Raw genomic sequence first — 19,204 nt, 5'->3', positions numbered from 1 at the left:
AACGAAGGTGTGGATCAGGCCGCTTGCGGAGCTTCCGCTGGCTTGACCGCTTCCTCGTAGGAGACCGCTGTATCGGTCACTTTGGCCTTCTGCAGAACAGTATCTACAACTTGTTCTTCCAGTACAACCGAACGCACTTCGTTCAGTTGCTGGTCGTTCTTGTAGTACCAGGCAATGACTTGCTCAGGCTCCTGATAGGCAGACGCCATCTCTTCGATGACTTCGCGGACGCGGGCGTCATCCGGCTTGAGCTCGAACTGCTTGACCACTTCAGCCACGATCAGGCCCAGCACCACACGACGCTTGGCTTGCTCTTCGAACAGCTCAGCCGGCAGTTGATCAGCCTTGATGTTGCCGCCGAACTGCTGAACAGCCTGAACGCGCAGACGATCCACTTCGTTGCTGAGCAGCGCTTTCGGCACGTCGACCGGGTTGGCAGCCAGCAACCCTTCCATCACCTGGTTCTTGACCTTGGATTTGATGGCCTGACGCAGCTCGCGCTCCATGTTCTTGCGAACTTCGGTGCGGAAGCCTTCAAGACCGCCGTCCTTGATACCGAACTGAGTGAAGAACTCTTCATTCAGCTCTGGCAGGACAGGAGCGGAAACGCTGTTGACAGTGATGGTGAACTCGGCAGTTTTGCCGGCCAGATCAAGGTTCTGGTAGTCGGCCGGGAATGTCGGGGTGATGACACGCTCTTCACCAGCCTTGACGCCCACCAGCGCCTCTTCGAAGCCCGGGATCATGCGGCCGGAGCCCAGCACCAACTGAGTGCCCTTGGCCGAACCACCAGCAAAGACTTCACCGTCAACCTTGCCGACGAAGTCAATATTCAGTTGATCACCATTTTCAGCGGCACGATCAGCAGCTTCGAAACGGGTATTCTGCTTGCGCAGGATTTCCAGCATGTTGTCGAGGTCGGCGTCGGCCACTTCAGCCTGCAGGCGCTCGATGGCAATATCTTCCAGACCAACCACTTTGAATTCCGGGAAGACTTCAAAAGTGGCGATGTATTCCAGATCCCTGCCTTTCTCGAACACTTTCGGCTCGACGGCAGGAGCACCAGCCGGATTCAGCTTCTGCTCAACGATAGCTTCGTAGAAAGTGGCCTGGATGAGGTCACCCAGCGCCTCTTGGCGAGCAGCATCTTCGTAACGCTGGCGAATCACGCTCATCGGCACTTTGCCTGGGCGGAAACCTGGGACCTTGGCACGCTTGGCAGTCTGCTGCAGACGCTTGTTCACTTCGGTCTCGATGCGCTCGGCCGGGACACCGATGGTCATGCGGCGCTCAAGAGCGGAGGTGCTTTCAACAGAAACTTGCATGGATATTCCTCGTTGCACAGACATAAGCCGGGCGTTCCGGCCCAGAATCAAGGGCATGCATTCTAGTGGGTGAAATGACAGAAGTCACCCAGCAGAAACAGCCCGTATAGATACGCTAGGGAAAGCCTTAAAAATATGCGCCAGCTACAGACTGACGCGACCCCAGAAACGACAAAAGGCAGCCCTTGCGGAGCTGCCTTTTGCCTACTGCCTCCAAAAATATCAGAAACAGCTCAAACATGGTGCGGACGGAGAGACTCGAACTCACGCACCACAACAGCCAGCCCCCCGCAGCCCAGTAAAATCAACAGCGCACCTATATGAGCCGGGTCATGTTTGTTCCCAGCGCGTTCCCAGCTTCTTCAACGCAGAAGCCAGGTGTGCGCTCTGGAGGCCATTTTACACGATTTATACTGACCCACGGGAAAAGGGTAATAAAGGTAATTCAGCTCAAGCATTCATGCCGGGAGTCGTCTAGGTCAGTGCTTTGAGACGATTCCAACAGGTAATAATTCAGTAACTCAAGGTTATTTTATTACCTAATCGAACAGTTAGAGCCTTTAAAATAAAACCCTTTAATATCAAAGACTTATAAATCAATTACCTCGACCATTACCAAAAATCACCATCACAGGTAATCGCTGCAGCCCTGAAAAATCGCAGCCTGTAGCCGTTTTCCATGTGCGCATTACTGAAATTACCTATTTCCCGTACCACCTTGCCGTTTGCAGCCATAGCAAGGCGCCAAGGGAGTCCACAGAATCACGCGCCGCGCAGGGTTTCGCAGGGATTTACGCGGTGGAAAATAGCTTCCCAGCGCCCAGCCTGGGCCGGCTGGCACCCTTTGCAGAAGTGTCGAAAAATTAACCTCTTTAGGCCGCAGGCGTGGCGGGGGGACGACTGCGCGCGCCGGGTGCTGGCAGGCCCCCTCGGCCGCCTGGCGCACCACCTTGGGGCGCGCCACTTCCTCGGCATGCTTGCGCCGTTTCCTGGGCCCCAGACACAAAAAAGCCGCCCGTAGGCGGCTGGTTAGAGGGTATGCGACTCAAGCGCGTGTAGCGGGTAACTCAAATGGCTTAAACCGGATCACCTCCTCCCCCAGCCATTCGTTCACCTGCAGCAGCCTTGCCTGTATAGGCTCCAGTTCGTTCATGGCCCACACGGCAGCGGCATCACTGATCGAGCCGAAGCCCCCCGCGTTCTGCGGCACGATGCCCATCAGTTGCGGCGGCACCCGCAACGCCGCGAGCAGATCGTCACGGCTGATGTTCTTGATCGCGGCGAAATCATCCTTCGCCGCCACCTCACTGATCGGGATCAACTGCATGCCGTCCTTTTTCCCACCCGGTGCGTACATGAACAGGTTGCGGAAATTTCCGGGACCTTTGCTGTTCTTCATCGCACCGCGCAGATCGTTGACGAACGTCTCGTCCTGCACCGAGTCGGTCATGTACAGGATGAAACCTGCATGGCTGCCGTTGTTGTAATACTTGCGCCGGAACAGCGTGGCACTTTCGTTGAGCAACGCGCTTTGCAGAGCCGCCAACCAATCAGGCAGGCCGTACACCTCCTGATTGATATCTGCCTCTCGAACATGGCAAACGGTCCCCGCCTTGAATTCGTGCTCATCCTTCCAGCCCCGCACCTGGTAATAGGTCTCGAGATCCACACCGCGCCGCATGTACTTCGCCAGCAGCGGCCGCAGCTCCAGAACCTGGCCGAGCACATTCATACGTGTTTCCAGGTAGGCATTACCGCACCACAGCCAATCCATGGCGAACTGCTCAAACGTCGCCCGACTCATCAGCCGATGCGGTACAAACGTCCGCGCCAACGCGTTGCGCTTGAAGGTCAACCCAGATTGCAGATACACGCTTGCCCTGGTCGACTTCGCCAACCCATCAAGCGAAACCGGCGGTTCATACCAACGCCCATTCGCCCAGCACTCCAGATAATCGAGAATCTCCCGCCCATCCAGCACCGGCACTGGCTCGCCGAATGTGAACGCCTCAGCGCGTCCACGGCCCTGAGCAGTCAATACCTCACCCTCAATAGGCGCCTTAGCAACTGCAACCTGCTGGCCACGATTCCGTTTTCTGCTCATTTAGCAAATCTCCATGATGGCCGTGTTCTGGACCGTGCGGCCCTCAAGCGGCTCATTGATCAGAGCGTGGAACAGCGCCCAGGCGAGGTCGGCATGCCCCGTCGCCTCACTGCGCCCCGCCGTATACGTGAATGCGCGCCCGCTGGGCGTCATCGTTTTGCGAATAGCCATCAGTGCCTGCGCGATGTCCGTGGCGCCCGCGTCAAACTCCAGCCGCCCCTTACGGATCACATCCCACGCCTTCATCACCAATTGGGTTTTAACCTCCGGGCTGTAGCTGAACGTCCGCAAGCCCGGGAAAAACGCCCGCACCAACTGCGCAACCCCCGAGCCCATGCCCGTGGTGTCGATGCCGATATAGGTCACCCAGTAGCGCTGGGTTATCTGCTGGATCGTCCTAGCCTGCGCCTCGAAATCCATGCCACGGAACTGATGTTTCTCAACCACGCGGAACTTGCCGCCCGGCACCGCCGGTGGCGCCACCACAATCAACCCAGCGCTATCACCGTTCTCAGCAGGGTCATACCCCACCCACACCTGGCGATCAGCCAACGGGCGCGGCGCCAACGGCTTGTAATCGGCCCACACCTCCCAACTGTCCACCATGCACGGCTGCAACATGGCGAGAGGGAAAATGGAATCGCCATCGTCGACGAACTGGCACATCAGCAGGTTTTGGAACGCCGGGCCGTCGTACTCCATCCGCAGCTCTTCAAGGTCGAACAGATCACACCCACGCGCCTCAGCGTCGAGAATTGTCACGATCTGCCGCCAGATACGGTCCTCACACAACCGCCCCTGCTGCAGGGCGTCGTGGCTCACATCCAGCTTGAGGTGCTGCGCGGTAGGTTTGCCCTTGTTGAACCGCTCACCCGTCCAATACACATAGGCCGGGTGCGCCATGCTGCTCGGTGTCGAGAAATAGGTTTTGCGCCAACGCTTTTGCAGCGCCATACCAGACGCCACTTTGTTGATCTCGGCGAAACCATGCACCCAGAAGAATTCGTCGAAGTAGAAATTCCCGCTGCGCCCCTGGGCTGTGCGGAAATTGGTGCCCAGAAAATGCAGCTCCGCGTTGTTCCACAACACAATCGGGTCGCCGGTCAACTTGATGCCCAGCACCTCGTTAACGAAACCCTGCATGTACGTCTTGAACTGGTGCGCCTGCGCCTTGCTGGCTGACAGGAAAATCTGGTTACGCCCGGTGGTGATCGCATCAATCAACGCCTCCCGAGCAAAGTAGTACGTCGCCCCGATTTGGCGGCTTTTGAGGATCATCCGCGTGCGCTGGTCGCCAGCTCGGTACCAATCGAGCTGATAGTCAAAACACCCATCACGGAATGCCTCGACCAACGTCTCGATCTGCGCCTCACTCAGCTCATTGCGCACCGCCTGCTTTTTAGGCCCCGCATTGCGCCGCTCGATATTCGGATTGAGATCACCCTCGGTACCGCCGTCCTGGTACCGCTGTATCCGCGCCTGCCGCTCCAACTGGCGGTGCAGCAGATCAATTTCCTTGAAATCACCACTGGTCTTGCCGTCCTTGAGAATCAGCTGCACCAGGCGCGCTTCCAACGCCCCGCCAATCCGCTCAACGTTATCCGCCCGGTCCCATTCGTCGCGGGCCTTCCAGCTGTGGACGGTCTTTTCCTTCTCGCCCAGGTAATCGGCGATATCTGTGATGCGCCACCCCGTCCAGTACAAAAACTTGGCCTGGCGGCGAGCGTCGGTGGTTAGGGCAGGCTGGGCTATAGCATTCATGGCGCCGATGCTGACGGTCGCGCGCGTGACGCCCTATCGCCGCGCGCTGTAACCGAGCGCGCTACACCCTCAACACGTTGCTGCACTCCCGCCAGGTGCCGACCATGCCCTCAACGCGAAACCCGCACCGAGGATTACCCCGCATGGCCGCTTCCACCGCACCCGCCAAGAAATACCGCTCCAAGTGGACTCGAATCGCCGTCGAAGGCGCCACCACCGATGGCCGCAACATCGAGCGCAGCTGGATCGAGGACATGGCGGCTCAGTACAGCCAGAACACCTACGGCGCCCGTATCAACTGCGAGCACATCAAGGGTTATTGGCCGGGCGGTGAATTTGGCGCCTATGGCGACGTGGTTGCACTCAAAGCCGAAGAGGTCGAGATCAACGGCCAGAATAAACTGGCCCTGTTCGGCCAGCTCGAACCCAACGAAGCGCTGATCGCGCTGAACAAAAAAGGCCAGAAGGTCTACACCTCGATCGAGGTTCACCCCAAGTTTGCCGACACCGGCAAGGCCTACCTGATCGGCCTGGCCGTCACTGATTCGCCTGCCAGCCTGGGCACCGAAGCCCTGAGCTTCAGCGCCAAGAACGGCACGCTTGCCAACCGCAAGCAGGACAAAGACAACCTCTTCACCGCCGCCGAAGAAACGGTCATTGACTTCGAAGAGGTCGACAACACCCCCAGCATGTTCGCCTCCCTCAAGAGCCGTATGGGCGAGCTGCTGAAACTGAGCAAGGACAAAGAAGGCAAGGACGCCGCCCACTTCGCCGAGCTGGGCGAAATGATCGAAGACCTGGCCGAACACGGCGCCAAGCAGGCCGAGGCCTTTGCCAACGCGACCGCAGCCCACCAGCAACTCCAGACCGCTCACACCAAGTTGGCCAGCGACTTCGCTGACCTGCTCAAGCGCCTGGAAGAAACCCCCGACCACCAGCACCAGCAGCGCCCGGTAGTTCCGGGGGGCGACGGCAAGCACCTGGCCGCGTTCTGACCCACCACCCCAGCTTCGGAGCAACACAATGCGTAATGAAACCCGCCTCGCCTACAACGGATACCTGGGCCACGTCGCCAAAATGAACGGCGTCGAAAGCGCAGCCGTGAAATTCAACGTCGAGCCCAGCATCCAGCAGAAACTGGAAACCGCCATCCAGGAAGCCACCACCCTACTGGGCCGCATCAACATCATCGGCGTTACCGAACAGTCTGGCGAAGCCCTGCTGCTCGGCGTTAATGGTCCGATTGCCAGCCGCACCGACACCGCCAACGGCAACCGCCGCAACCCTGGCCGTCGCGAAAAGCTGAGCAAAGACGCCTACACCTGTAAACAAACCAACTTCGACAGCGCCTTCCCATACGCGCTGCTCGACGCATGGGCCAAGTTCCCTGATTTTCAGGTGCGCCTGACTGGTGCCATCGCACAGCGTCAAGGTCTCGACCGCATCATGATTGGCTTCCACGGTATCAGCGCTGCTGCTGCCACCGACCCAGCCACCAATCCACTGCGCCAGGACGTCAACATCGGCTGGCTGCAGAAGATCCGCACCGGTGCCGCCGACCGTGTCGTCGACGAAGGCAATACCGCTGGCAAAGTCACCATTGGTGCAGGTGGCGACTACAAAACCCTAGACGGTCTGGTCTATGACAACGTGCAGTTGCTCGACCCGTGGCACCGCAACAACCCCAACCTGATTGTCATGGTTTCCCGTGATCTGCTGCATGACAAACTGCTCAACGCAGTCGAGAAAGGCGCGGCCAGCAACGTCGAAGAGAACGCCGCCGGCGAAATCGTCAACCGTGCCCGCCTCGGCGGCCTGCCTATCGTCGATGCACCGTACTTCCCAGATGGCACCGTACTCATCACCACCCTGAGCAACCTGTCCATCTACTGGCAGGAAGGAGCCCGTCGTCGCCACCTCAAGGACGAACCGGAATACGACCGCATCGCCGACTACCAGTCGAGCAACGATGCCTACGTGATCGAAGACTTCGGCCTTGTGGCTCTGGTCGAGAACATCGAAGAGGCATAAGCACATGGCCCTCTCCCTCGCCCAACGCACCCAGCAGCGCAAGCGCGCTGCTACGGCTGCCGCTGCTGCCAGCGGCCCCGCCCTCACCATGGAAGGCGCCACCGCCTACGAGCTGCAACTCGCCCAGTTGCAGCAGGACCGCCTGCGCCTCAAACAGATCCAGTCCGGCGAAGGCAAGGCCGAACTCAAGCGCACCCTTCTGCCCAACTACGCCCCCTATGTCGACGGCGTACTCTCCGCCGGCAAGGGCGCCCACGACGAAGTGCTCACCACCCTCATGGTTTGGCGCATCGACGCCGGGGACTATGCCGGCGCCCTGCAGGTCGCGCGCTATGTGCTCCAGCACAAGCTGCCCCTGCCCGACAAGTTCGAACGAACCCCCGGCACCCTCATCGCCGAAGAAATCGCAGAGGCCGCGCTCAAGGCCCAGAAAGCCGGCGGCACCTTCGACCTGCTCACCCTCGTCGAAGTCGGCAACCTGACAAAAGACGAAGACATGCCCGACCAGGCCCGCGCCAAGCTCTACCTTGCAGTTGGCCGTGCATTCCTACCAGGCATCAACAAAGAAGCACCAACCCCCGAAGACCTGAGCAACCTTGAAGCGGCCCGGAACAACCTCGCCCGCGCCATTGAGCTGCACAGTACCTGCGGCGGGAAAAAGGATCTGGAAGGCGTCGAACGTCTCCTGAAAAAACACGCTGTGCCACCCGCCAGCTAACCGAGCCGTCCCCGGCACCCGAGCGGCTCGGGGCTGATCAGCAGGTTTGCTCCTTTCCTCGCTGTGACGCCCCGACCACCGCTCACTATTCAAGGGCAGACCATGCGCAACTTTAACGCCTGGTACACCGGCACTTTCGAGAGGAACTACTGCGAAATTGCACTCCAGCAGGCTGCCGAACGCTATGTCAGCGAATCTGAGGCATATGACCGCACGGTTTGTACCGGCCCAATCATCAACGGCGCCATCATGCCCGCCACCGGCCGGGAGCGAGCACAGATCAACCGCGCCGCGGTTCAACTCTTCAAGCGCTTGGTTGCCACCAGCAATGGGCAATTCACAAGCGACGATCTGCGCCGCGAAATCCAACGTGTAGAACGCCGCTCATGAGCGCATTCATCGCCAACGGCGGCGCCCCCAGCACCACCGATATCGACAACGGCCCATTCTGGCCAGCGATAAAGCTGGACGCCCTGCGCGCCGCCCTACGCATCGACGCATCCGTCACCGACCCACGTCTCGAAACAGCCGTCGTCGCCGCAATGATCACCGTCAACCGCGAACTCGCCACCTGGCGCACCGCCCAGGAAGCTGCCGGCCACACGACCCTGGCCGACGTACCAGGCGAGCAGGTCGGCACCCTCACCGACCACCAGCACCTGTACCAGCGCGCCATTCAAGCCGCCACGGGCGCAGAGGTCTGCGAGCGCTACCGCAGCTACGACACAACCGGCACTGGCGACCGCAAAGCCGAAGACCTGCAATTCAACATCGACGAATACCGCCGCGACCAACGCTGGGCCATCCGTGACCTGCTCGGCGTCAGCCGCACCACCGTGGAACTCATCTGATGGCCACCACCCTGCACGCCATCCAGGGCGACACCGTCGACGCCATCTGCTGGCGACACTACGGCCGCACCGCCGGAGTAACCGAGGCCGTGCTCGACGCAAACCCTGGCCTGGCCGACCACGGTCCACAGCTGCCGCAAGGCACCGCCGTCGTCATGCCCGACGAAGCCCCACAGCCCCAACTGCAAACGGTGAATTTATGGGACTGATCCACCTCGCGATGTACAAGGGCAAAGGCCGACTGTTCAACCGCCTCATCCGTATCTGGACGGGCTCGATCTACAGCCACTGCGAGCTGGTCATGCCAGACGGCCGCTGGCTCTCCGCCAGCGCAATGGACGGCGGCGTCCGCGCGAAGCGCATCGAACAGACGCCAGGGCACTGGGATCTGATCCCACTGCCCTGGGCCAATGCCGACCACATCGAGTCCGTTTTCGCTCGCCACCAGGGCCAGGGTTACGACTGGGCCGGCATCTTCCTCAGCCAGCTGCTGTCCACCGGCCTGCACAGCGAACGCCGCATGTTTTGCAGCGAGTTCTGTGCCGCCGCCCTCGGCTACACCGGCGCCCAGCGGTTCAGCCCCGTATTGCTCGCCGAAGTGGTGCGCCGCACCAACCGCCTGCCATTCGTGCAACTTGCCCACTCCCTCACCGAGGGCCAACGGAATGCCCCCAATGCCTGACCGCCCCGAAACCTGGGCCATGCTGCTCGCCTGGCTCGAACACCACCACCCACTGGTTTATGCCGCCGTGCTCTCGGCCACCATTGCCGCCGCCCGCCTGATCTACAGCGGCGGCAGCATCCGCCGCAGCCTGGGCGAGGGTTTTATCTGCGGCCTCATCACCCTTGCCCTGAGCAACGGCCTGCCCCTGTTCGGCGTACCGATCGAGGTCGCGCCCTTCTTCGGTGGCGTCGTCGGTCTAATCGGCGCCGATGGCATCCGCGCCGGCCTCAAACAACTCGCCAAACGCAAGGTAGACACCCTATGACCCAGCCCCAAACCCTACGCCATGGCGACAAAGGCCAGGCCGTGCAGCAGCTGCAAAAATCCCTCAACGCCCGTGGCGCCAAGCTGCGCGTCGACGGTGACTTCGGCGACGAAACCGAAAAGGCCGTGCGCGCCTACCAGCGCAGCGCCGGCCTGGTAGACGACGGCGTAGCGGGCGAGAAAACCCAGGCCGCCCTGGCCGGTACTGACCTCTCCCGCCTGCTCAAACTCGCCGACCTGCAGGCCGCTGCCAAACGCCTGGGTGTAGACCTCCCCAGTGTGCTGGCAGTCAACGAAGTGGAAAGCGCCGGCGCTGGCTTCCTGCCCAACGGCAAACCCAAAATCCTCTTCGAGCGCCACGTTATGCACGCCCGCCTGAGCCTGGTGCGCAACGAAGGCGACGACAGCGCCGCACTGATCGCCCGTGCCGACCAGTTCGCCGCCCAGCAACCCAACCTGGTCAACCGCGCCCAAGGCGGCTACGCCGGCGGCACCGCCGAACACCAGCGTCTGAGTAATGCCCGCTACATCGACGCCCTCGCCGCGAATGAGTCGGCATCGTGGGGCGCATTCCAGATCATGGGCTACCACGCCACCCGCCTCGGCTATGCCAGCGTCGACGAATTCGTCACACTCATGAGCCGCAGCGAGGCCGACCAGCTCGACGCATTCGTGCGTTTCATCGAAGCGGACCCGGCCCTGCATAAGGCCCTCAAGGGTAAGAAGTGGGCCGACTTCGCCAAGCGCTACAACGGCCCCGCCTACGCCCGCAACCTCTACGACGTGAAGCTCGAACGCGCCTACGAGCGCCACGCAGCCGCGCAGAAGGTGGCGGCGTGAGCATAATCGCCTACCTCGAAATCAGCCCCCGCCAGACTGGCAAAACCAGTCGACTGATTGAGACAGCGCGCCGGCTGCTTGCTGCCGGCACCGCCGTTCGCTTTGTGTGCCTTAAAGGCATGAAGGCAGATATACAGCGCCAGTTGCCAGGCGCACTTGTCATGGAGGATGGCGAGCCCTTTCCACTCGACCACGAACCGGATACCGGCGCGTGGTTCTACGACGAATTCGACTGGCTGAAATCGACCCAGGTCCGCAAAGGCGGCTACTACGCCACCACGGCCCGCTTCGTTCGCCAGCTCGGCGAAGCGTCCGCTGACAACGACGTGCTGCTGCAACTGATCCAGGCAGCGGGCGGCCGATTTGAAAGATTCTACTGGCCCTTCAACATGGGAAAGGTCCTTGTCGAAGCCCGCAAGCTGCATACCCCCAAAGAGTTCCGCTTGCTGTATCTCGGGGAGTTCTTCGCATGACCACCCTCCGCCAATCCCTCTACGGCCTGGCCCTGCTCGGCGCCCTCGCCCTGCTGCTATGGGGCACCTACCAGCAGCACCAGGCAGCCGATGCCAAGGCAGAGCACGCCGCAACCCGCATCACCACCCTCGAACAACGCAACGCCCGCCAGGCCACCACCATCGTCAACATGGGCAGCGAGCTTGCCCGCCAGCGCGCAGCCCAGCAGAGCCTGCAAACCACCCAGGCGGACGTACGGCAACAGCACGCCGCCAGCCAGATCCATAAACAGGAGACCCGCCGCAATGACCCGAGTTTTAGTGATTGGGGGGCTCAGCCTCTCCCTGGCGCTGCTCGCCGGCTGCATGAGCGCCCCGCCCTCAGCGGAGCCGACGGTTACCGTCAGTGGCTGTCCCGTCGTAACGCCCTGCCAGCTGCTGCCAGCAGCCCCACAGAATAACGGCGCACTCAGCGACGACACCGACTACCTGCTCAGCGCCTGGGCCGAATGCGCCGCCCAGGTCGACACCGTATTTCAGTACAACCAGCAGCAACCGAGGGCAGACCCATGAACAAACCCGAAAGCCTGCGCGCACACCTGCTCGCCACAGTGCCCGAGCTCAAGCACAACGCAGACCGCCTGCTGATATTCATCAACGACGGCAACGTGCGCTGCACCTCGGCCAAGTCGTTCTCGTTTGAATACGTCTACACCCTGGAAGTCATCCTCACCGACTACCCCGGCCACCCCGACACAGTCATGCTGCCCCTGCTCGGCTGGCTCAGCGTCAACCAGCTGGAGCTGCTGCAAAACCTCGAAAAGGTCGGCGAAGGCCTGGGCTTCGAGGCGGACATAATCGACGCCGGCAAAGTCGACCTCAGCATCAAACTGCCGCTCACTGAACGCGCCATCGTCACCACCGACGCCGAAGGCAAAACCACCATCACCCACCCGCCGGAGCCGCTGCCGATCGAGCGCATCCTCGACCCGACCTTGCCTGCACCCACCGAATGGTTCATCCCCCATGGCTGACACCCTCGACGACCTGGCCGACTGGCTCACCCCGCTCATCAGCCGGCTGGAGCCAGGCGAGCGCACCCGCCTGGCCCGCACCCTCGCCCAGCAGCTGCGCCGGCGCCAACAGCAACGCATCATCGCCCAGCGCAACCCCGACGGCACCGCATACGCCCCGCGCAAAAAACGCGACCTACGCGGCAAGGTCGGGCGCATCAAACGCCGCGTAAAAATGTTCACCAAGCTGCGCGCCGTTCGCTACATCAAAGCCAAAGGCAACGCCGCCGAAGCCGCCGTAGGCTTTGCCGGGCGCATCACCCGCATCGCCCGCGTGCACCAGTACGGCCTGCGCGACCGGGCCGAACGCGGCGCCCCCGACGTGCAATACGCCCGCCGCGAGCTCATCGGCCTCACCGATGCAGACCGCGAATTCATCCGCGACGAACTCCTGCGCCATCTCGCCCTGTAACGCCCCCCGCTACCACGCCAGACGGCTGCGCCCCTCGCGCGAGGGCGCGACCATCGCGGCATGAACGATCTAGCCACCCTCACCCGCCTGCTTGAAAACCTAATCCGCTTCGGCACCATCCATGCCGTGCAGATGAAGCCGCCGCGCGTGCAGGTAAAAACCGGCAACCTCACCACCGGCTGGCTGCCCTGGCTCGCAGTCCGCGCCGGTACCTCCAAAGAGTGGTGCCCGCCCACCGTGGGCGAGCAGGTCATCCTGCTCAGCCCCTCCGGGCAAACCGCCAACGGCATCGCCCTAACCGGCATATACAGCGACGCCAACCCGGCCAACGGCGACCGCGCCGACCTGCACCGCCACACCTACCCGGACGGCGCCGTCATCGAGTACGACAGCGCCGCCAATGTGCTCCGCGCCACCCTCCCAGGGGCTGCTGAAATCAGCGCCCAGGGCGACATAACCCTGCACAGCGCGGGCAATATCACCCTCTCGGCCGCCGGCAATGTCGTCATCACCGGCGCCCGCGTGGACCTCAACTGATGGCCGCCGTAACGCGCCTGGGTGACACCTGCACCGGCCACGGCTGCTGGCCGCCGCGCCCATCCAGCAGCGCAAGCCCCGACGTATTCGTGAATGGCCGCGCCGCGCACCGCCAGGGCGATGAATGGGCCGCCCACACCTGCCCGAGCATCCCTGAAACGCACGCCAGCACCCTGGCCGCTGGCTCGTCAACGGTGCGCGTCAACGGCCTGCCGCTCGGCCGCACAGGTGACCCAGTTGCCTGCGGCTCCCGCGTGGCCGAGGGGTCCCCCAATGTTTTTGCAGGGGGCTGAATGAACCGGCAAACCGGCGGCACCATCAGCAATCTGGCGCACATCCGCCAGTCAATTGCGGACATCCTCACCACCCGCCTGGGCACCCGCGTCATGCGCCGCGACTACGGCAGCCAGCTGGTGGACCTCATCGACCAGCCCGGCAACCCGGCCACCCGCCTGCTCTGTTATGCCGCCATCGCCATCGCCCTCATGCGCTGGGAGCCCCGTATTCACATCACCCGCGTGCAGCTCACTGAAGCCAACATGGCCGGGCAATTCGAGCTCACGCTCGACGCGACTGTCATCGACACCAACGAACAACACAGCCTCAGCATCCCGCTGAGCCTGGGGGCGGCATGAACGTCTGGACGCCCATCGACCTCGCCGCCCTGCCAGACCCGCAAGTCATAGAGCTGCTCGACTACGAGCAGATCCTCGCCGAGCGCAAGGCATCCCTGATCGCCGCATTCCCGCCCGAAGAGCGCCCCGCCATCGCTGCGCGCCTGGCCCTGGAGTCCGAGCCGCTCACCAAGCTGCTGCAAGAAAATGCCTACCGCGAAACCCTGCTACGCCAGCGCGTGAACGAAGCGGCCCTGGCCACCCTGCTCGCCAAGGCCAAGGGCAAAGACCTCGAACAGGTCGCCGCCAACTTCAACGTGCAACGCCTCGTCATCACCCCCGCCACCGATACCGACGAAGCGGTCATGGAAGGCGACGACGCCCTGCGCGAGCGCACGCAAATGGCGTTCGAAGGCCTCAGCACCGCCGGCCCGCGCAACAGCTACATATTCCACGCCCGCAGCGCCGATGGCCGCGTGGCCGATGCCACAGCAGAAAGCCCAAGCCCTGCCGTCGTTGTCGTCACCGTCCAGGGCGCCACCGGCGACGGCACAGCCGCCCCCGAGCTGATCACCCTGGTGCAGGCCTACCTGTCCGACGACGACCGCCGCCCAGTCGCCGACCGCCTCGACGTGCAGAGCGCCGAGGTCATCCTCTACAGCGTCACCGCCGTGCTGCACCTGGCCACTACCGGTCCCGAGGCCGAGCCCATCCGCGCCGCCGCCGAAGCCCGGCTCGACGCCCTGGTCAACGCTCGCCGGCGCCTAGGCGTCGAGGTATCCGCCTCGGCCATCTACGCCGCCCTGCACGTCGAGGGCGTGCGCCGGGTAGAGCTGCAGGGCTGGGCCGATATCACCCCAACCCCAGCCCAGGCTGCGTACTGCACCGCCACCACCATCACCCTGGCCAGCACGCCATGAGCCGCGCCCTACTCCCCTCAAATGCCACCCAGCTGGAGCGCCTAGCCGCCGAGGTACTGGCCCAGATCGAGCGCGTGCCGGTGCCCATCCGCGACCTCATCAGCCCCACCCGCTGCCCGGTCGCGCTGCTGCCCTACCTCGCCTGGGCGTTCTCGGTAGACCGCTGGGAACAGGGCTGGAGCGAGGCCACAAAACGCCAGGTCATCGCCTCCGCGTACTACGTCCACGCCCACAAAGGCACCATCGGCGCCCTGCGCCGCGTGGTCGAGCCCCTGGGTTATCTAATCCGCGTGACAGAGTGGTGGCAGGAAGCCCCCACCGGCGTGCCGGGCACCTTCCGGCTCGATATCGGCGTGCTGGAATCCGGCATCACCGAAGAAATGTTCGAGTCCCTCACCCTGCTGATCGACGACGCAAAACCCGTAAGCCGCCACCTCGTCGGCCTGGCCATCAGCCTTGAGGCTAGAGGCCGTATCTACATTGGCGCCGCCATGCTCGATGGCGAAATTCTCACCGTTCACCCCTACGCCCCTGGCCCGATTGAAGTGCGCAGCCCCGCCCTTCAAATAGGCGGCGCGCCACACATCATCGACACCATGAGCGTCTACCCATGACCCAGACCTATTTCGCCATTCTCACAAAGGTCGGTGAGGCCAAAATGGCCAACGCCATCGCCCTGAAAGTTCCAATGGAAATCAGTCGTATGGCTGTAGGTGATGGCAACGGCAACCTGCCAATACCCGACCGCCTGCAAGACAAACTGATCAGAGAAAACCACCGGGCCGACCTCAACAGCCTCACGCCGGACCCAGCCAACACCAGCCAAATCATTGCTGAAATGGTCATCCCAGAAACCGTCGGCGGCTGGTGGTTGCGTGAGATGGGGCTTTACGATCCGGCAGGCGACCTGGTGGCTGTAAGCAACTGCCCGCCCAGCTACAAACCCCAAATGGCAGAGGGCTCAGGCCGCACCCAGGTGCTGCGCATGGTGCTCATCGTCAGCAGCACCGCAGCCGTACAACTCAAGATCGACCCGTCCGTGGTGCTGGCCACCCGCGCTTATGTAGACACAGCCAAGGCCGCCGCCATCGCCGCCGCCGCACAAATGATCGTCGTGCATATGGAGGACCCTGACCCACACCCGCAGTACAAAACCGTACCGGCCTCGAAGGAAGAAGCCGAGGCTGGCACCGAAAACACCAAAACCATGACGCCGCTGCGTGTGTTCCAAGCGCTGCGCTCTGCTGCGGCGAACGCCACATCTGTATTACGCGGGGTAATGCGTTTCGGTACACAGGCGGAGGTGGATGCCGGAGCTCTGGGTGACGTAGCAGTGTCACCGGCAACCCTTCGCGCCCTTCGTAGCCTGGGCATTGGCCAGACATACCAAGATGTCACTGGAACCCGAGCGTATGACACCACCTACACCAACCCGGCCGGCCGGCCGATGTTGCTGCTCGTCAGTCTTTACAAGCAGGGTCCGGCCGGCGCGGAGCTATTCATCAATGGGCTCAAGGTGGCACACATGAGCGCAGTCAACGGTGGAGGGGCATTCCCGAACCTGTCCGCAACGCTGCTCGGCATCGTCCCGCCTGGCGGCACATACCGCCTGCAGGAACGGCCAACTTACGTGAAATCTGACATTATCAACTGGGTGGAGATGAGCTGATGAAGTACCTGAAAGATCCTGATAATGGAGAGGTATTCGCCTTCGCGGCCGATGGGACACAAGACGAATTCATTGCTAAGCATCTGATCCTGCTCACCCCGGCCGAAGTGGCCCAGCACCTCAGCCCAACCGCTGTGACATCGGCACTTTCACTCTGTGCAAGCATCGACAGCGCCGCCGACATCGCCCGCCTCACCGTCGCCGGTGACCCGCTGCGCGCCGTGGAATACGACCGCGCCCGCATCGCCGCCGAAGCGTTCGCCGCCGCAGGCTACCAGGGCGTCGTACCACCTATGGTCGCCGCGTGGGTCACCCCCGAGCGCAACGCCCAGCAAGCGGCTGATAGCATCCTCACCGAGGCCGCCCAGTACACCGCCGCCCTGGAGCTGCTGCGCACCACCCGCCTGCAAGCCAAAGAGCAGATCCGTGCACTCATGGCAGCCGAGCAAGTCGAGCAGGCCGAGCAGCTCGCCGCGCAAACCATCGCAGCGATCGAGGCCGCCGTCGCCGGCATCGGCAACAACGCCTGACCCATCCGCCTGCTGCACCCATTGCCCCGCCCCGTGTGGGGCTTTTTCTACCTGCACGCTGTAACCCCGCCCGCTACACCGTCCGCCGCTCGCCCCAACGCCGCGCGCGCGTCAGCCTGTGCCCTGTCATTCATTCACGCGCAGGCACACCCCATGGCCGACTACCTCCACGGCGTCCGCGTCCTCGAAATCAACGAGGGCATCCGCCCCAATCGCACTATATCCACCGCCGTTGTCGGCATGGTCTGCACCGGCTCGGATGCCGACGCGCTGGCGTTCCCGCTCGACACCCCGGTGCTAATCACCAACGTACAAACCGCCCTCGGCAAGGCCGGCACACTCGGTACCCTGCGCGCCAGCCTGCAAGCCATCGCCGACCAGACCAAGCCGTTCACCATCGTTGTGCGTGTAGCAGACGGCGCCGGCGAAACCGAGGCCGAGAAAGAGGCCGCCACCGTCTCCAACCTCATCGGCACCACCACCGCCGAAGGCAAATACACCGGCATGAAAGCCCTGCTCGCCGCCAAGGGCCGCCTGGGCATCGTGCCGCGCATCCTCGGCGTGCCAGGGCTCGACAGCCTGCCCGTGGCCACCGCCCTGGTCAGCATCGCCCAAGACCTGCGCGCCTTCGCCTACATCAGCGCCTGGGGCTGTAAAACCAAAGAAGAGGCCGTCGCGTACCGCGAGAGCTTTGGCGCCCGTGAGGTCATGCCCATCTGGCCATCGTTCGAGAAGTGGGACACCACCGCCAACGCCACCAAGGTCGCCCCCGCTGTGGCCGTTGCCCTCGGCCTGCGCGCCAAGATCGACCAGGAAATCGGCTGGCACAAAACCCTGTCCAACGTCGCCGTGAACGGCGTCACCGGCATCAGCGCAGACGTATGGTGGGACCTGCAAAACCCCGCCACCGACGCCAACTACCTCAACGCCAACGAAGTCACCACGCTCATCAATGAGGCCGGCTTCCGCTTCTGGGGCTCGCGTACCTGCTCCGAAGATCCGCTCTTTGCCTTCGAGAACTACACCCGCACCGCCCAGGTGCTGGCCGACACCATGGCCGAGGCCCACTTCTGGGCCGTAGACAAGCCCATGACCCCCGGTCTTGTGAAAGACATCATCAACGGCATCAACGCCAAGTTCCGCGAGCTGAAAACCGCCGGCTACATCATCGACGGCCAGTGCTGGTACGACGACACCGCCAACGACGAGACCACCCTCAAGGCCGGCAAGCTGTTCATCGACTACGACTACACCCCCGTGCCGCCGCTTGAAGACCTCACCTTCAAACAGCGCATCACCGACCGCTACCTGCTCGACTTCGCCGCGCAGATCAACGCCGCCTAACCCATTGCCCGCGCGGCACACGCCGCGCCGTAGGAGACAGCCGTCATGGCCCTGCCCCGCAAACTCAAGAACATGATGTTTTTCAACGACGGCACCTCTTACGGTGGTGTCGCCAAGTCCATCACCCTGCCCAAGCTGGGCCGCAAGCTGGAAAGCTACCGGGGCGGCGGCATGCCTGGCCCGGCCAAGGCCGACCTTGGTCAATCCGACGATGGCATTCAACTGGAATGGACACTCGGCGGGCTCGACCTCATCGTGCTCAAACAATACGGCTCGGTAAAGGCAGACGGCGTGCCGCTCCGTTTCGCCGGCGCCTACCAGCAAGACGACACCGGCGAAGTATTCGCGGTCGAAATCGCCGTGCGCGGTCGGCACGAAGAAATCGACATGGGCGACGCCGCCCCCGGTGAAGACACCGAGCACAAAGTCACCACCACCTGCACCTACTACAAGCTCACCGTAGACGGCGAAGAAATCATCGAAATCGACGTGCTCAACTTCATCGAGAAAGTGGGCGGCGTCGACATGCTCGAAGCCCAGCGCCAGGCCCTCGGCATCTAACCCCATAACCCCCAAAGCCCGGCGGGCCTGCGGTACCGCAGCGCCCGCCGGCATACCGCTAAAGGAGCACACCCCATGGGCAGCATCATCGACAACGCGCACGACCAGCAGCAAGACGCCACCCGCGAGGCCGCAGCCAAGCCGTTGGCCACCGCCACCCCTGCACCGCCGCAAAACCCCAACCAGGCCACAGTCACCCTCGACGAGCCCATCGTCCGCGCCAACCAAACCATCAGCGAACTCACCCTGCGCAAACCCATGTCGGGCGAGCTGCGCGGCGTAGCCCTGGTCGACCTGCTCAACCTCGAAGTAAACGCCCTGCGCAAAGTCCTGCCGCGCATCACCACGCCGCTCATCACCGATGTCGAAGTGGGCCGCCTGGACCCTGCCGACCTGGTGGAACTGGGCAGCACGGTGGCCGGTTTTTTGGTGCGGAAGTCGGTGAAGGCGGAAGCATTCCTCACCGCGTAGAAG

The 19,204-nt window shown here is 62.7% G+C and carries 27 protein-coding genes; 24 read left to right on the top strand and 3 right to left on the bottom strand.

Annotation, left to right across the window (positions count from 1 at the left end; translation table 11 throughout):
• Window positions 1-14: 14 nt before the first annotated feature.
• From tig to ACWPW0_RS09655, 3 genes are all read right to left on the bottom strand, one after another.
• Window positions 15-1,325 carry a trigger factor gene (gene tig / locus ACWPW0_RS09665; RefSeq protein WP_454255201.1) on the bottom strand — a complete coding sequence of 437 codons (1,311 nt, stop codon included), beginning with the start codon at window positions 1,323-1,325 and terminating at the stop codon, window positions 15-17.
• A 1,045-nt stretch (window positions 1,326-2,370) separates the two neighbouring features.
• A complete protein-coding gene (locus ACWPW0_RS09660) occupies window positions 2,371-3,429 on the bottom strand; it encodes a phage portal protein (RefSeq protein WP_454255200.1) in 1,059 nt (352 codons plus the stop codon).
• Window positions 3,430-5,190: a terminase ATPase subunit family protein gene (locus tag ACWPW0_RS09655; protein ID WP_454255199.1), complete on the bottom strand. Its 1,761-nt coding sequence runs from the start codon at window positions 5,188-5,190 to the stop codon at window positions 3,430-3,432.
• Between the two features lie 143 nt (window positions 5,191-5,333).
• Here ACWPW0_RS09655 and ACWPW0_RS09650 point away from each other — a divergent pair, with 143 nt between their 5' ends.
• The 24 genes from ACWPW0_RS09650 to ACWPW0_RS09535 all read left to right on the top strand — a co-directional run bounded on the left by ACWPW0_RS09650 (window position 5,334) and on the right by ACWPW0_RS09535 (window position 19,201).
• Window positions 5,334-6,185, top strand: a complete 852-nt coding sequence (locus ACWPW0_RS09650; RefSeq protein ID WP_454255198.1) for a GPO family capsid scaffolding protein — start codon at window positions 5,334-5,336, stop codon at window positions 6,183-6,185.
• A 28-nt stretch (window positions 6,186-6,213) separates the two neighbouring features.
• Window positions 6,214-7,221, top strand: coding sequence for a phage major capsid protein, P2 family (locus ACWPW0_RS09645; protein ID WP_454255197.1), 1,008 nt, complete (start codon window positions 6,214-6,216; stop codon window positions 7,219-7,221).
• 4 nt (window positions 7,222-7,225) lie between these two features.
• Window positions 7,226-7,939 carry a phage terminase small subunit gene (gpM, locus tag ACWPW0_RS09640; protein ID WP_454255196.1) on the top strand — a complete coding sequence of 238 codons (714 nt, stop codon included), beginning with the start codon at window positions 7,226-7,228 and terminating at the stop codon, window positions 7,937-7,939.
• A 102-nt stretch (window positions 7,940-8,041) separates the two neighbouring features.
• A complete protein-coding gene (locus ACWPW0_RS09635; RefSeq protein ID WP_454255195.1) occupies window positions 8,042-8,329 on the top strand; it encodes a hypothetical protein in 288 nt (95 codons plus the stop codon).
• Window positions 8,326-8,790, top strand: coding sequence for a head completion/stabilization protein (locus tag ACWPW0_RS09630; protein ID WP_454255194.1), 465 nt, complete (start codon window positions 8,326-8,328; stop codon window positions 8,788-8,790). The genes ACWPW0_RS09635 and ACWPW0_RS09630 overlap by 4 nt, the downstream gene beginning before the upstream one ends.
• On the top strand, window positions 8,790-8,999 hold the full coding sequence (locus tag ACWPW0_RS09625) for a tail protein X (protein ID WP_454255193.1): 210 nt from the start codon (window positions 8,790-8,792) through the stop codon (window positions 8,997-8,999). Before ACWPW0_RS09630 ends, ACWPW0_RS09625 begins: the two co-directional genes overlap by 1 nt.
• On the top strand, window positions 8,990-9,472 hold the full coding sequence (locus tag ACWPW0_RS09620; protein ID WP_454255192.1) for a hypothetical protein: 483 nt from the start codon (window positions 8,990-8,992) through the stop codon (window positions 9,470-9,472). Before ACWPW0_RS09625 ends, ACWPW0_RS09620 begins: the two co-directional genes overlap by 10 nt.
• Window positions 9,465-9,779, top strand: coding sequence for a phage holin, lambda family (locus ACWPW0_RS09615; RefSeq protein ID WP_454255191.1), 315 nt, complete (start codon window positions 9,465-9,467; stop codon window positions 9,777-9,779). Before ACWPW0_RS09620 ends, ACWPW0_RS09615 begins: the two co-directional genes overlap by 8 nt.
• Complete coding sequence (locus ACWPW0_RS09610) at window positions 9,776-10,618, top strand: N-acetylmuramidase domain-containing protein (RefSeq protein ID WP_454255190.1); 843 nt, start codon at window positions 9,776-9,778, stop codon at window positions 10,616-10,618. Before ACWPW0_RS09615 ends, ACWPW0_RS09610 begins: the two co-directional genes overlap by 4 nt.
• Window positions 10,615-11,091, top strand: coding sequence for a hypothetical protein (locus ACWPW0_RS09605; RefSeq protein WP_454255189.1), 477 nt, complete (start codon window positions 10,615-10,617; stop codon window positions 11,089-11,091). The genes ACWPW0_RS09610 and ACWPW0_RS09605 overlap by 4 nt, the downstream gene beginning before the upstream one ends.
• Window positions 11,088-11,531 carry a DUF2570 domain-containing protein gene (locus ACWPW0_RS09600; protein ID WP_454255188.1) on the top strand — a complete coding sequence of 148 codons (444 nt, stop codon included), beginning with the start codon at window positions 11,088-11,090 and terminating at the stop codon, window positions 11,529-11,531. Before ACWPW0_RS09605 ends, ACWPW0_RS09600 begins: the two co-directional genes overlap by 4 nt.
• Complete coding sequence (lysC, locus tag ACWPW0_RS09595; RefSeq protein WP_454255187.1) at window positions 11,437-11,643, top strand: Rz1-like lysis system protein LysC; 207 nt, start codon at window positions 11,437-11,439, stop codon at window positions 11,641-11,643. The genes ACWPW0_RS09600 and lysC overlap by 95 nt, the downstream gene beginning before the upstream one ends.
• Window positions 11,640-12,104, top strand: coding sequence for a phage tail protein (locus ACWPW0_RS09590; RefSeq protein ID WP_454255186.1), 465 nt, complete (start codon window positions 11,640-11,642; stop codon window positions 12,102-12,104). The genes lysC and ACWPW0_RS09590 overlap by 4 nt, the downstream gene beginning before the upstream one ends.
• Window positions 12,097-12,555 carry a phage virion morphogenesis protein gene (locus ACWPW0_RS09585; RefSeq protein ID WP_454255185.1) on the top strand — a complete coding sequence of 153 codons (459 nt, stop codon included), beginning with the start codon at window positions 12,097-12,099 and terminating at the stop codon, window positions 12,553-12,555. Before ACWPW0_RS09590 ends, ACWPW0_RS09585 begins: the two co-directional genes overlap by 8 nt.
• Window positions 12,556-12,615: 60 nt before the next feature.
• Window positions 12,616-13,092 (top strand): phage baseplate assembly protein V, encoded by a 477-nt coding sequence (locus ACWPW0_RS09580; RefSeq protein ID WP_454255184.1) that lies wholly within the window; start codon window positions 12,616-12,618, stop codon window positions 13,090-13,092.
• Window positions 13,092-13,385: a PAAR domain-containing protein gene (locus ACWPW0_RS09575; protein WP_454255183.1), complete on the top strand. Its 294-nt coding sequence runs from the start codon at window positions 13,092-13,094 to the stop codon at window positions 13,383-13,385. The genes ACWPW0_RS09580 and ACWPW0_RS09575 overlap by 1 nt, the downstream gene beginning before the upstream one ends.
• Window positions 13,386-13,727, top strand: coding sequence for a GPW/gp25 family protein (locus ACWPW0_RS09570; protein ID WP_454255182.1), 342 nt, complete (start codon window positions 13,386-13,388; stop codon window positions 13,725-13,727).
• Window positions 13,724-14,626 carry a baseplate J/gp47 family protein gene (locus ACWPW0_RS09565; protein ID WP_454255181.1) on the top strand — a complete coding sequence of 301 codons (903 nt, stop codon included), beginning with the start codon at window positions 13,724-13,726 and terminating at the stop codon, window positions 14,624-14,626. The genes ACWPW0_RS09570 and ACWPW0_RS09565 overlap by 4 nt, the downstream gene beginning before the upstream one ends.
• Window positions 14,623-15,240 (top strand): phage tail protein I, encoded by a 618-nt coding sequence (locus ACWPW0_RS09560; RefSeq protein ID WP_454255180.1) that lies wholly within the window; start codon window positions 14,623-14,625, stop codon window positions 15,238-15,240. The genes ACWPW0_RS09565 and ACWPW0_RS09560 overlap by 4 nt, the downstream gene beginning before the upstream one ends.
• The gene (locus ACWPW0_RS09555; RefSeq protein ID WP_454255179.1) at window positions 15,237-16,295 is read left to right on the top strand and encodes a phage tail protein; all 1,059 of its coding nucleotides are present in this window, start codon (window positions 15,237-15,239) and stop codon (window positions 16,293-16,295) included. Before ACWPW0_RS09560 ends, ACWPW0_RS09555 begins: the two co-directional genes overlap by 4 nt.
• On the top strand, window positions 16,295-16,825 hold the full coding sequence (locus ACWPW0_RS09550) for a hypothetical protein (RefSeq protein ID WP_454255178.1): 531 nt from the start codon (window positions 16,295-16,297) through the stop codon (window positions 16,823-16,825). The genes ACWPW0_RS09555 and ACWPW0_RS09550 overlap by 1 nt, the downstream gene beginning before the upstream one ends.
• A 153-nt stretch (window positions 16,826-16,978) precedes the next feature.
• A complete protein-coding gene (locus tag ACWPW0_RS09545; protein WP_454255177.1) occupies window positions 16,979-18,169 on the top strand; it encodes a phage tail sheath protein in 1,191 nt (396 codons plus the stop codon).
• A gap of 45 nt (window positions 18,170-18,214) precedes the next feature.
• Window positions 18,215-18,730, top strand: a complete 516-nt coding sequence (locus ACWPW0_RS09540) for a phage major tail tube protein (protein WP_454255176.1) — start codon at window positions 18,215-18,217, stop codon at window positions 18,728-18,730.
• Window positions 18,731-18,805: 75 nt separating this feature from the next.
• Complete coding sequence (locus ACWPW0_RS09535) at window positions 18,806-19,201, top strand: phage tail assembly protein (RefSeq protein WP_454255175.1); 396 nt, start codon at window positions 18,806-18,808, stop codon at window positions 19,199-19,201.
• The last annotated feature ends 3 nt before the right edge of the window (window positions 19,202-19,204 follow it).

It is taken from the genome of Pseudomonas sp. Marseille-Q8238 (assembly GCF_965111915.1).
This window is presented reverse-complemented; position numbering and strand designations above follow the sequence as displayed.

Coding starts and splice junctions, on each gene's coding strand:
- ACWPW0_RS09535 (WP_454255175.1), top strand. CDS start 18,806: ATGGGCAGCATCATCGACAACGCGCACGACCAGCAGCAAGACGCCACC.
- lysC (WP_454255187.1), top strand. CDS start 11,437: ATGAGCGCCCCGCCCTCAGCGGAGCCGACGGTTACCGTCAGTGGCTGT.
- ACWPW0_RS09610 (WP_454255190.1), top strand. CDS start 9,776: ATGACCCAGCCCCAAACCCTACGCCATGGCGACAAAGGCCAGGCCGTG.
- ACWPW0_RS09565 (WP_454255181.1), top strand. CDS start 13,724: ATGAACGTCTGGACGCCCATCGACCTCGCCGCCCTGCCAGACCCGCAA.
- ACWPW0_RS09600 (WP_454255188.1), top strand. CDS start 11,088: ATGACCACCCTCCGCCAATCCCTCTACGGCCTGGCCCTGCTCGGCGCC.
- ACWPW0_RS09580 (WP_454255184.1), top strand. CDS start 12,616: ATGAACGATCTAGCCACCCTCACCCGCCTGCTTGAAAACCTAATCCGC.
- ACWPW0_RS09545 (WP_454255177.1), top strand. CDS start 16,979: ATGGCCGACTACCTCCACGGCGTCCGCGTCCTCGAAATCAACGAGGGC.
- ACWPW0_RS09645 (WP_454255197.1), top strand. CDS start 6,214: ATGCGTAATGAAACCCGCCTCGCCTACAACGGATACCTGGGCCACGTC.
- ACWPW0_RS09555 (WP_454255179.1), top strand. CDS start 15,237: ATGACCCAGACCTATTTCGCCATTCTCACAAAGGTCGGTGAGGCCAAA.
- ACWPW0_RS09560 (WP_454255180.1), top strand. CDS start 14,623: ATGAGCCGCGCCCTACTCCCCTCAAATGCCACCCAGCTGGAGCGCCTA.
- gpM (WP_454255196.1), top strand. CDS start 7,226: ATGGCCCTCTCCCTCGCCCAACGCACCCAGCAGCGCAAGCGCGCTGCT.
- ACWPW0_RS09625 (WP_454255193.1), top strand. CDS start 8,790: ATGGCCACCACCCTGCACGCCATCCAGGGCGACACCGTCGACGCCATC.
- ACWPW0_RS09655 (WP_454255199.1), bottom strand. CDS start 5,190: ATGAATGCTATAGCCCAGCCTGCCCTAACCACCGACGCTCGCCGCCAG.
- ACWPW0_RS09650 (WP_454255198.1), top strand. CDS start 5,334: ATGGCCGCTTCCACCGCACCCGCCAAGAAATACCGCTCCAAGTGGACT.
- ACWPW0_RS09660 (WP_454255200.1), bottom strand. CDS start 3,429: ATGAGCAGAAAACGGAATCGTGGCCAGCAGGTTGCAGTTGCTAAGGCG.
- ACWPW0_RS09630 (WP_454255194.1), top strand. CDS start 8,326: ATGAGCGCATTCATCGCCAACGGCGGCGCCCCCAGCACCACCGATATC.
- ACWPW0_RS09585 (WP_454255185.1), top strand. CDS start 12,097: ATGGCTGACACCCTCGACGACCTGGCCGACTGGCTCACCCCGCTCATC.
- ACWPW0_RS09615 (WP_454255191.1), top strand. CDS start 9,465: ATGCCTGACCGCCCCGAAACCTGGGCCATGCTGCTCGCCTGGCTCGAA.
- ACWPW0_RS09540 (WP_454255176.1), top strand. CDS start 18,215: ATGGCCCTGCCCCGCAAACTCAAGAACATGATGTTTTTCAACGACGGC.
- ACWPW0_RS09575 (WP_454255183.1), top strand. CDS start 13,092: ATGGCCGCCGTAACGCGCCTGGGTGACACCTGCACCGGCCACGGCTGC.
- ACWPW0_RS09635 (WP_454255195.1), top strand. CDS start 8,042: ATGCGCAACTTTAACGCCTGGTACACCGGCACTTTCGAGAGGAACTAC.
- ACWPW0_RS09620 (WP_454255192.1), top strand. CDS start 8,990: ATGGGACTGATCCACCTCGCGATGTACAAGGGCAAAGGCCGACTGTTC.
- ACWPW0_RS09550 (WP_454255178.1), top strand. CDS start 16,295: ATGAAGTACCTGAAAGATCCTGATAATGGAGAGGTATTCGCCTTCGCG.
- tig (WP_454255201.1), bottom strand. CDS start 1,325: ATGCAAGTTTCTGTTGAAAGCACCTCCGCTCTTGAGCGCCGCATGACC.
- ACWPW0_RS09570 (WP_454255182.1), top strand. CDS start 13,386: ATGAACCGGCAAACCGGCGGCACCATCAGCAATCTGGCGCACATCCGC.
- ACWPW0_RS09590 (WP_454255186.1), top strand. CDS start 11,640: ATGAACAAACCCGAAAGCCTGCGCGCACACCTGCTCGCCACAGTGCCC.